General features: G+C 53.5%; 8 protein-coding genes. 1 reads left to right on the plus strand and 7 read right to left on the minus strand.

The window, feature by feature from the left end; genetic code table 11:
• Positions 1–26: 26 nt before the first annotated feature.
• The gene (locus tag ACOJWD_RS01035; protein ID WP_486991361.1) at positions 27–608 is read left to right on the plus strand and encodes a cob(I)yrinic acid a,c-diamide adenosyltransferase; all 582 of its coding nucleotides are present in this window, start codon (positions 27–29) and stop codon (positions 606–608) included.
• Positions 609–650: 42 nt separating this feature from the next.
• On the opposite strand, the gene dnaE is transcribed toward ACOJWD_RS01035, so the two are convergent.
• From dnaE to ACOJWD_RS01070, 7 genes are all read right to left on the minus strand, one after another.
• Positions 651–3,404 carry a DNA polymerase III subunit alpha gene (gene dnaE, locus ACOJWD_RS01040; protein WP_486991362.1) on the minus strand — a complete coding sequence of 918 codons (2,754 nt, stop codon included), beginning with the start codon at positions 3,402–3,404 and terminating at the stop codon, positions 651–653.
• Between the two features lies 1 nt (position 3,405).
• Positions 3,406–5,229 carry a translational GTPase TypA gene (gene typA, locus ACOJWD_RS01045; protein ID WP_486991363.1) on the minus strand — a complete coding sequence of 608 codons (1,824 nt, stop codon included), beginning with the start codon at positions 5,227–5,229 and terminating at the stop codon, positions 3,406–3,408.
• 57 nt (positions 5,230–5,286) lie between these two features.
• Complete coding sequence (gene murD / locus ACOJWD_RS01050; protein WP_486991364.1) at positions 5,287–6,666, minus strand: UDP-N-acetylmuramoyl-L-alanine--D-glutamate ligase; 1,380 nt, start codon at positions 6,664–6,666, stop codon at positions 5,287–5,289.
• Positions 6,667–6,673: 7 nt separating this feature from the next.
• Positions 6,674–7,858 carry a pyridoxal phosphate-dependent aminotransferase gene (locus ACOJWD_RS01055; protein ID WP_486991369.1) on the minus strand — a complete coding sequence of 395 codons (1,185 nt, stop codon included), beginning with the start codon at positions 7,856–7,858 and terminating at the stop codon, positions 6,674–6,676.
• 25 nt (positions 7,859–7,883) lie between these two features.
• Entirely contained in the window at positions 7,884–8,618 is a 735-nt protein-coding gene (locus tag ACOJWD_RS01060) for a creatininase family protein (RefSeq protein ID WP_486991365.1), read from the minus strand.
• Positions 8,619–8,634: 16 nt separating this feature from the next.
• Entirely contained in the window at positions 8,635–8,907 is a 273-nt protein-coding gene (locus ACOJWD_RS01065) for an alpha/beta-type small acid-soluble spore protein (RefSeq protein ID WP_486991366.1), read from the minus strand.
• Positions 8,908–9,334: 427 nt separating this feature from the next.
• The coding region (locus tag ACOJWD_RS01070; RefSeq protein ID WP_486991367.1) for an MFS transporter at positions 9,335–10,162 on the minus strand (828 nt) is incomplete at its 5' end.

Genomic DNA, 10,162 nt, shown 5'->3' on the forward strand with positions numbered 1-10,162 from the left:
GAGACTCTAACGAGAGGAAGAAAGCTATGCCCTCAAAATTATATACCCGCCAAGGAGACTCCGGGATTACCCGGCTGGGACACGGAGAGAAGATTGCAAAACATAGTGTGAGGGTCGAAGCGTATGGGACCCTTTATGAGTTGAACACCGCTCTGGGACACGCACGGGCTCTCGTTGAGCAAGAACGGCCCGCAAACCCAGAGGCTTTGTGGACGACCTTCGAATTGGCCCTCAAAGAGATTATGCAGCGACTGTTTCTGGTTGGCCGAGACCTCTCCAGCCAGCACCAGGGGGAGGCGGTTCTGACTCAGAAGTCCCATACCGAATCCCTTGAGAAACTGATTGATTCTCTGCGGGACAGCCTACCACCATGGAAGCCCTTTACGCTTCCCGAAGGCACGCCTGCGGCCACCGCGCTATACTGGGCCACCACCGTGGCTCGTCGGGCCGAACGCAAGATTTTGGCTCTCAATCAGGTGGAGCCAGTCCCGCAAGCGGTCCTCATGTGGGTCAATCGCTTATCTGATCTGCTCTTTGTCAGCGGACGGTTTGTGAATCATCATGCAGGATTCACGGAAGAGCCGGTACGGGAGCCGGTCGGGTATTAGGGGATCGCGATCCCCTAATTGAGAGACGTACGTCTCCTCTTCCTATAATGCACTGTCGATGACATGGCGTCCGGCGCCCGATACGCCGGGGATTTCTTTGAGTTGTTGAATGGACTCCATGTCGCCTTGCAGTAACACACCCGGAACGCGATGGACCCGTTTTTTTTCATGGATAATCTGCACCGGATGGGATCCCTGAAACCTCTCGCCCAACTGCTCTATGACGTGGGTGACTCCGTTAACATCCACTCCATCGTTGAGCCGAACGAAAATGGGGCCGTCCGCCACCGGCCAGGAAAAACCCAACGCCGCAGCAACATTCACGGGCTCCTCGTTACTAGGACGAGAGAGAGGACTGTCAAAAAGGCTCATCTGGGTGGCACGCCCCCGCACACCCAATCCCCTGAATGCTCCCGCTTGCTGCAGCGCATCGAGGGCCCGCGGGGTAAGACGCCGACCCACCCGCTCTTCAAAGGCGGCCAAAGTGGGAAACACTCCTCTTTGACGGCGTTCTTCCACAATGCTATCAGCTTCACTCTCGCCCAATCCACGAATAATCATCAGGCCCGCGTGAATGCTTCCATTGTTCACAGTCCAGTCCACGTCACTCTCATTAATGTGCGGAGGCGAGATAGTCGCCCCCTGGCTTTGTGCATGAACTAAGAGGGTTTTCAGTCGCTCGGTGGACTCCACATGGCTAAGTGTCCCTGCCCAAAAGTGCAAGGGATGGTGCGCCTTCAGATAGGCTAGATAGTAGCTTAAGAGCCCGTAGGCGGTCGCATGCGACTTATTGAATCCATAATCTCCAAAGGCGCGAAGTTTTCCCCAAAAGGCTTCTGCTTCCTCATGAGAGTGCCCTTTGGCCTGCATATTGCGCATGAGCCGTTCCCCTTCACGAGCTAGCAGCTGATGATCCTTCTTGGAAATCGCGCGACGGATGAAATCTGCTTCAGACATGGAAAATCCCGCCACTTTCTGAACGGCAGACATCAGTTGCTCTTGATAGACAAAAACACCAAATGTCTCGGCCAATAAATGGTCGAGAGCATCGTAGGGTGTAAATCCTCTTCGACGTCGTTCCAGATACGTGGAAATCGCATCCATCGGTCCTGGTCGGTAAAGCGCCACCACCACCATGATGTCCTGGCGAGAGCGCGGCCGCATTTGCCGCAAAAGGCTCTTCACGCCACGACCATCCAGTTGAAAGATCCCATCGGTGTCGGCCCGACCCAAGAGCGAAAGCGTCTTTTCATCCTCTGCGTCCACTTGAGACATCATCTCCGGGCCCATCGCGAGAGCCTTCTCGATATGCGATAGCACTCCCAACGTACGCAATCCCAACACATCCAGCTTAACGAACCCAAAGCGCTCGACCTGGGCCATTTCAAAATCGGTCACCCAGCCCGATTCCGCATCGCCATGGCAGTATAAGACCTCACTTAGCGCAATGGGAGAGATAATCACCCCCGCGGCATGGGTCGAACGATGGCGTGGTAACCCTTCTAATTTTTCTGCCAGTCGTAGCCAGTTCTCACTCACGTGCTCTTCCCGCATCCGCATCTGCAGAACGTCCACATGATCCTGCAGCTTATCATTAATCCCCCACTCAATCGAGGACATCACCCTATTGATGGACGTCGTGGGTATACCCATGACCCGGGCCACGTCACGTAAGGCGGCACGGGCACCGAGGGTTCCATAGGTGCCAATCTGCGCGACCCGATCAGTTCCGTGACGCGTGCGTAAATACTGGATGACCTCCAGGCGGCGCGCATCTTCAAAGTCCAGATCAATGTCGGGCAAAGAATGGCGCTCGGGATTAAGAAACCGTTCAAAAATAAGGTCATAGTCAAGCGGATGGATATCGGTAATATGAAGCGCATAACTGACCAGGGAGCCGGCCGCAGAACCACGACCGGGCCCCACACGAATGCCGACACGTTTGGCCCATCGGACAACATCGTGGACCATCAAGAAATAAGGAGCAAATCCCAGGCGGGCAATGATGCCAAGCTCATAGTGCAACCGCTCCCGTTCCGGTTCTGAAGCATCTCTCTTCAATCGCTCCGCCAGGCCCTCCTCGCACAAGCGCAATAACGCCTCATTGGGAGTCGCATCCATAGTGGGCATCTTAAAGGCGCGGTCGGGCAGGACACTCGGGCCTGCAGGTGGATTAAAAAGACGCTCCGTGGGCCAATCGCGATATTGGACGCTGAACTCGCCGATAGTCTGTGGCAAGGACGACGCCTGCGGATCGTCTGTGAGAGCTCCGATTTTGGTGAGCGTGTGGTAGGCCATCTGATCTTCCGCTTCCAGAAATCGAACCCGTTTGGCCGGAACCCATAGCCAGAGGGGAGGCAATTGCTCAAGTAACCATCGCTGATCCGGCCTCAATTCCACGATGACGTGCTCCGGAAAGCGCGAAACAAATTCACCAGTGTTCCACCACGCCTGGCTGGAATCCTCCAGTATAAGCCAGGTCTCTTCCGGCACGGCATCCCCGGTCCAATCGGCAAATCGGACCAGCGATCCCCAACCTTCGGATGAACGAGCTACGAGATGCACCATATGATCTTGCCCCAAAAACGAAGCAACGCGAGACACCCCCAGTAAGGGGAAGAGTCCCGCGTCACGCATTAAGCTATCAAAGGCTTCCAATCCGGCCAAGGTCTCGAAGTCTGCTAAAAGCGCTGTCTGAAATCCCCGGGAGCGAAGCGCTCCCGGAATCTCCTCCACCTTCAAGGTGGATTGCAACAACGAATAACCCGACCACAAATTGGTTAATGGTGCGTCCATTTTAGGCCTGCCGTTGGTTCCGCTCACGCTTGCGCTGATGCGGATCTAAGGCCGCTTTACGCACGCGAATATTCTTCGGCGTAATTTCGACCAATTCATCCGACTTAACGTACTCTAATGCTTGATCCAAGCTTAGGGTGCGCGGCGTCGTGAGCCGAATCCCTTCTTCGGCATTGGCATTACGCATATTGGTGACATGCTTTTTTCGACAGACATTGATCTCCAAATCGGTCGGTCGGCTGTGTTCTCCGACCACCATCCCCGCGTAGACAGGAGTCTGTGGTCCAATGAACAGCACTCCTCGTTCTTGGGCATTATCCAGGGCATACGATGTTGCCACACCCGTTTCAATCGCCACCAGTGCTCCGCGCGGCATTTCCTCAATCACTCCCGAATAGGGTTCGTAGTCTTCAAACAAGTGGTTCATAATTCCATAGCCACGGGTCTGATTGATAAACGACGAGCGAAACCCTAAAAGGCCACGAGCACTAATAACAAATTCCAATCGGGTTTGATTGGGCCCTGCCTGTCCCATCGCTACCATGGTGGCCTTGCGTGGCCCTAATAGTTCCATGACCGCACCCACATATTCATCTGGCACATCCAAGTAGAGCCGTTCCATGGGCTCCATGAGTCCCTCTGGTGTGTGGTGCAAAATCACTTCGGGCTTCGAGACTTCCATCTCATAGCCTTCCCGCCGCATCTCCTCCAAGAGAATCCCAATGTGCAATTCGCCGCGACCCGACACGCGAAATACTTCCGCATCCTCGGTCTCTTCCACGCGCAGTGCCACGTTACGTTCTTGCTCACGAAACAGTCGATCACGCAGGTGGCGCGAGGTCACGTATTGGCCCTCTTGACCGGCAAATGGCGAAGTGTTGACGCCGACTAAGATGGTTAATGTCGGCTCATCAATATGAATCGGCGGAAGGGGCATGGGAGTTTCTGGATCAGTCACCGTATCTCCAATGGTAACCCCACTCAAACCAGCCAACGTGACAATGTCACCGACCGTCACCATCTCCACCTCAGTCCGCTTGAGGCCCATCCGTCCAAACATTTTCGATGGCCGCACTTTCTCAAACGTGCCATCGGCGTGAGCCAATCCCACCGTCTGTCCAGCCTTTAAGGTGCCTTGACGGACTCTGCCAATCGCCATGCGACCGACATAATCATCATGATCCAAGGTGGTCACAAGAATTTGCAACGGCGCGCTCTCATCGCCCACCGGATGGGGGATATGATCGATAATGGCATCAAAGAGAGGCTCCAAATTTCCACCCTCAATAATGACCGGCTCGGTGGAGGCAATGCCTTGCTTGGCCGAGGCGTATACCACCGGAAAATCCAGTTGTTCGTCGTTGGCTTCCAAATCAATAAAGAGTTCCAGAACAGCTTCTTGTACCTCTTCTGGACGAGCACCCTCCCGATCCAATTTGTTCAATACCACAATCGGCCGCAAACCTTCTTTAAGGGCCTTTTGCAGCACATAACGGGTTTGTGGCATCGGACCCTCATGCGCATCCACAATTAAGAGCGCACCATCCACCATACTCAAAATGCGTTCAACCTCGCCACCAAAATCTGCGTGTCCCGGTGTATCGACAATATTAATCGTCACATCGCGATAACTAATGGCGGTATTCTTGGCTAAAATCGTAATACCCCGCTCACGTTCTAAGTCGTTGGAATCAAGCACACGGTCTTGTAGTTGGGTGGGATCGCGAAACATACCACTCTGTTTCAACATCCCATCCACCAGAGTGGTTTTGCCGTGGTCGACGTGCGCAATGATGGCAATGTTCCGGATATCCTGACGTTGCATGTACCTCTTAAACCTCCATTTATCGGCGCCTCTTAAGGCGCTCTTTTCCCTGTGTCGCTATTCGCGACTCTTAGTGTCTAACATGCCCACGATTTCACGAAATCTCTTGCCGCGGTCCTCAAAATTCTTAAACATATCATAGCTTGCGGCAGCGGGGGCCAGAAGAACCACATCGCCCTCACGGGCAACCTGATGGGCTGTTAGGACCGCGTCATCAAAATCTTCTGCGGACAGAACCTCACACGCAGTATATTGACGCGCTATCGACACCATCGTCTCTCGTATGGCTCCCATCGCGACAACCGTCCGCACAGAACTCTCACTAAGGGCTTTGCCTAATGTATCATAATTAAGCTTTTTATCGTACCCACCCAGTATTAACACGATCGGTTGCTGAATGGCACGCAAGGCAGCCATGGTGCGATCTGGCGCAGTCGCAATAGAATCATTAATATAGGTTACGCCATTCAGTTGACGCACCACTTCCAAACGATGGGGCACCCCTCGAAAGTCCTCCAATACCTCCCGGCAAGCATCCAAGTCTGCGCCAGACGAGGCCACGATGGCAATGGTGGCAAGCGCATTGGCGACATTATGATCTCCCAAAAGGTGAAATGCATGACGGTCCACGACGGGTCGAGCCCCGTTTCCCCCTCGCCACCACAGCTTACCGTCATGATAGTAGGCGCCATGCGGAATTTCCTGATGCAGAGAAAAAAACACCGGCCGACCTTGATACCATGGTACAAGGTTCTCTATCTCCGCATCCCGGTACGGCAATACCGCCCAGTCTTCTTTACTCTGGTAGCGTAAAATATTGGCCTTCGCCATCTTATAATCAGCGTAGTCGCGATGGACATCCAGGTGATTGGGCGAAATATTCAATAACGCCGCGCCATGAGGACTACGCTCCACCAAATCGAGCTGAAAGCTGGACAACTCCATCACGACCCAACTATCAGGAGTCATCTCGCCGAGCGTCGGCAAGAGCGGTTGCCCAATGTTTCCCCCCACAAATACCGGCCGACGTCCATCGCGTTTGAGGGTTTCACCGACTAATGTCGTCGTGGTGGTTTTCCCGGCTGACCCGGTAATCCCAATCACAGGCGCCGGACAAACCGACAAAAACAAATCCGTTTCAGACGTTAACTTCACACCGCGTTCGACTAATTGGTCAAAAGGGGGCCCATACTTCTTGATTCCCGGGGTCACATAAAGCGTGTCAATATCACTCTCCCGCAACGCCTCGAGATATCCCTCGCCGCCACAAATTTTGATTCCCTGGGAGAGCCCCATCGCGACTAAATCCTCTTCGATTGAACTTGCCGACCGGCGATCATAAATAATCAGTGGGTGACCCATATCCCTTAAAAAAGGAACCAAGGGCCGGTTGTTCACACCGAGCCCCAAAATTCCTATCGTGTCGGACGAACCCATATACGCGTCATTCCTCCAATAGGCGTTCCATACGGTCAAGTCCCTCGGCTAATCGTTCCATTGATGTCGCGTACGACATCCGAAAGTAATCATTGACACCAAACCCACTACCTGGAACCACTGAGACGCTCGCCTCTTCCAACCACGCCAGGGCCAAATCATCCGCCGACGTGATTTTCCGACCACCAATGGTCCGTCCGATGACGGACGACATTCCCACCCACAAGTAAAACGCTCCTTTAGGGTCGTTCACCGTCAGCCCCTTCATACTTTGAATACGGGATACCGCATATCGACGCCGTCGATCAAACTCGCGCCGCATTTCTTCCACCGGTTCTTGTGGCCCGGTCAGCGCCTCTTCGGCCCCGGCCTGGGACATAGACGCTGGGTTGGATGTGGACTGCGACTGGAGATTGGCCATCGCTTGAATGACGTGCCGAGGTCCAGCCGAGTAGCCAATACGCCATCCCGTCATGGCATAAGCTTTAGACACCCCATTAATCACAATGGTTCGCTCGCGCATGCCTGGGAAGGTCGCAATCGATACTTGTTTCATTCCATCGTAAACTAACCGCGAATAAATTTCATCCGAGATCACCCATAGATCATGTTCGACCGCAAATTTGGCAATCGCTTCAAGATGCGCTGGCCCAATGACGGCACCGGACGGATTGGACGGCGAATTTAAGATGAGACCGCGACTGTTGGGTCGCAAAGCTGCCTCCAAGTCCTCTTCTTGAAGTTCGTCCTTATGCTCTGATGCAATCTTGACCAGTTGCACTTCCCCTTCAGCTATCCGGATCTGCTCCGGATAGGTCACCCAATACGGAACCGGCAATAACACCCCATCCCCCGGATTGGTTAAGGACAATATCGCGTTATACAGCGAATGTTTGGCCCCCACGGAGACCAACACCTCATCCGGCTTATAGGTGATGCCCGTATCTTCATATAGGCGACGACAAATGGCATCCTTTAACCGTACTGTGCCTCCCACCGCGGTATAACGAGTGTCACCACGCCCGATGGCCTCAATAGCGGCGTGCCGAATATGTTCCGGTGTATCAAAATCCGGCTCACCGGCAGTCAAATTCACTACGTCGAGCCCCTGACTGATGAGCGCTTTGGTTTTGGCGTCGAGCGCCATCGTCGGAGAAGGGGCCAATTGGGCCACCCGTTTTGCTAATACCATTTCACTCACGTCGCCGCGCCACCTTTCATGAATCCTTGCGTATAAAAAGATTATCTTCCCATAAATCTTGAAGCAATTCTACCATGCGATCGGTGCATAGCTCTAAAATCTTTTCACCTTTAGCTTTGGTGGCGTGACGCCCGTCACCGGTATTGGCATGCCGCAGCGTCTTCTCATGCAGTCCGACAGCTTTCACACGGTATTTCGCGGTATAGGGATTAAACGAGGCGTCATCCATTTTGACGTGTTCACCAGCAATCGCCAACATGACAGAGGTTTCGTCCTCTCCGGCATGGCCCTGGCCTTCGGTGACCGTAAGAATGTCGCGACTGTAGTCAATCCACCAGTTAATGAGAATTGCCTGCCCGCCATGTTCTGCAATATCTTCCATGGCGGCATTGAGGGCTCCGGTGTTGCCCCCATGGCCATTCATCAACACCACATTCTTCATGCCCCAGGCCAGAGTCGCTTTAGCGACCTCCGCCACATAGCGGGTAAAGACCTCGGTGGGCACTGAAAGAGTCCCTGCGTAGTTGGCCAATTCCCAGGTGTGCCCATAAGGGATAGGAGGCAAGATTAATAGGCGATCAGGAAACTTCGCTTCTAACTGCTGGCAAAAATACCATGGTGCCAGATTATCCGTCCCCAAAGGGCAGTGTTGGCCGTGAGCCTCAACACTACCAGTCGGTAAGATCACCGTATCAATCTGACCAAGAATTTGTTCACGAAATGTCTTTGTCGTAAGTTGCTCCCAATACATGCCTCTCCCCCGTTTCTTATGTCGGGGAGGCCTCCGAGGACTGGCTTTGTCGCTTCGCCTCAAACCGCATACGAGTCATCAATCCGCCAACCCGCCCGCTTTCCGCAGAAGTTAACGCACCCCATCCTTCTTCTTCGACCTTCTCCCACAATCCTAACGCTTGGACTGCTTCAATTTTGAGTCGCTCGTTTTCCTCTTCTCGTGGAGTGAGCGAGCGTTTTCGCGATGAACCGCGATCAAGCTTTCGGGATTCTTCCTTTAGTTTACCAGGCGGCTTCGATTTTTTCATAAATCTCCTCCACATTTGTGACAATGCGAACTCCCTTTAGTGTGCCCAATGAGCGACATCGCGCGGCACGACGCGATCAAAGAGATGGCGCGTCGAGAGAATATCGCATCTCACGTCTCCTGGATGAGTGAGGAAATGGCCCTGGTCTCAATCTAGGTAGTGCCGTCAAGACGGTATTTGATAGAATCTCGGGATGCATCGCATCTCCTCCGTCCTTTGGTCATTTCCAGAATAGGAATCCGCCTCGGCCAAAAAGAAAGGGCGCTTAAGGCTCCGAAACCCGCATCGGGCCGCCATCGCCGGATTGCCGCTATAAAGAGTGGACGCGGACATGGGGTCATCTCGGTTTATACGATAAAAGAGACAGCCACGCGTCTCATTCACCAAGAATAAGACGCATGGCCATCCTCAATTCGACCTACCCTCTTTACACCGCAGAGGTCTCCCGCGACGCCCCGGCCACATCCTCTCCCTGAGGACGCTTGGCAAATAATGAGGCTACGGTAGCAAGAAGCAGCATCACAATCGACAGATAAAGAGCCATATGGATTCCAGCGACAAAGGTGTCGCGGATATGGCTATTAAGTTTGGTCGTCCCGATGAAGATGGCAAAGGCCAGTCCGCGCGGGATCCGGGTTGAGGTCATCACGATCGCTGCCGCAAACGACATCACCATTCCAATGTTACCAAACGTACGCAGCATTCCGGAGGCGATACCATACTGATTAGGAGGAGCGCCTTTCATCACGGCCGTATTATTGGCTGGGAAAAACCCACCCGAACCAATGCCGTTCACAATACTCGCAATGACAATGAGGGCTAAGGTGGTCGTGGATGCCAATTGGGCATATAACAACACGGCAACCACTTGCAGTCCCAGGCCCACGGTGGCCGGCAGTCGAGCTCCAAATCGATCGGTCAGTCGACCTCCAATCGGTCCCGCAATCCCCCCCACAAGATATCCCGGAACCAGCAGTAAGGACGCATCCAATGGGCTGAGTCCTCGTGCTCCCTGCAGATACATCATGATGAGAAAGAGCACCGCAAAACTTCCCAACCCTTGAAAGAACGAGGCCAGAAAAGAAAAGCTCACCACAGGCAATCGAAATAACTCCAAGTGCAGGAGCGGTTCCTTCTGTCGCCGCTCAATCAAGATAAAACTCCCCAGCGACACACACCCAAGCAGCAAGAGATATGAATCGCGACTGGTCCACCCACTCGATGCCATCGTGGTCATCACCAGTAATATCGCCGA

The organism is Sulfobacillus sp. TH-112 (genome assembly GCF_057473405.1).

Bases quoted from the DNA above. Each gene is read 5' to 3' on its own strand.
- ACOJWD_RS01035 (WP_486991361.1), top strand. From the start codon at position 27: ATGCCCTCAAAATTATATACCCGCCAAGGAGACTCCGGGATTACCCGG.
- dnaE (WP_486991362.1), bottom strand. From the start codon at position 3,404: ATGGACGCACCATTAACCAATTTGTGGTCGGGTTATTCGTTGTTGCAA.
- typA (WP_486991363.1), bottom strand. From the start codon at position 5,229: ATGCAACGTCAGGATATCCGGAACATTGCCATCATTGCGCACGTCGAC.
- murD (WP_486991364.1), bottom strand. From the start codon at position 6,666: ATGGGTTCGTCCGACACGATAGGAATTTTGGGGCTCGGTGTGAACAAC.
- ACOJWD_RS01055 (WP_486991369.1), bottom strand. From the start codon at position 7,858: ATGGTATTAGCAAAACGGGTGGCCCAATTGGCCCCTTCTCCGACGATG.
- ACOJWD_RS01060 (WP_486991365.1), bottom strand. From the start codon at position 8,618: ATGTATTGGGAGCAACTTACGACAAAGACATTTCGTGAACAAATTCTT.
- ACOJWD_RS01065 (WP_486991366.1), bottom strand. From the start codon at position 8,907: ATGAAAAAATCGAAGCCGCCTGGTAAACTAAAGGAAGAATCCCGAAAG.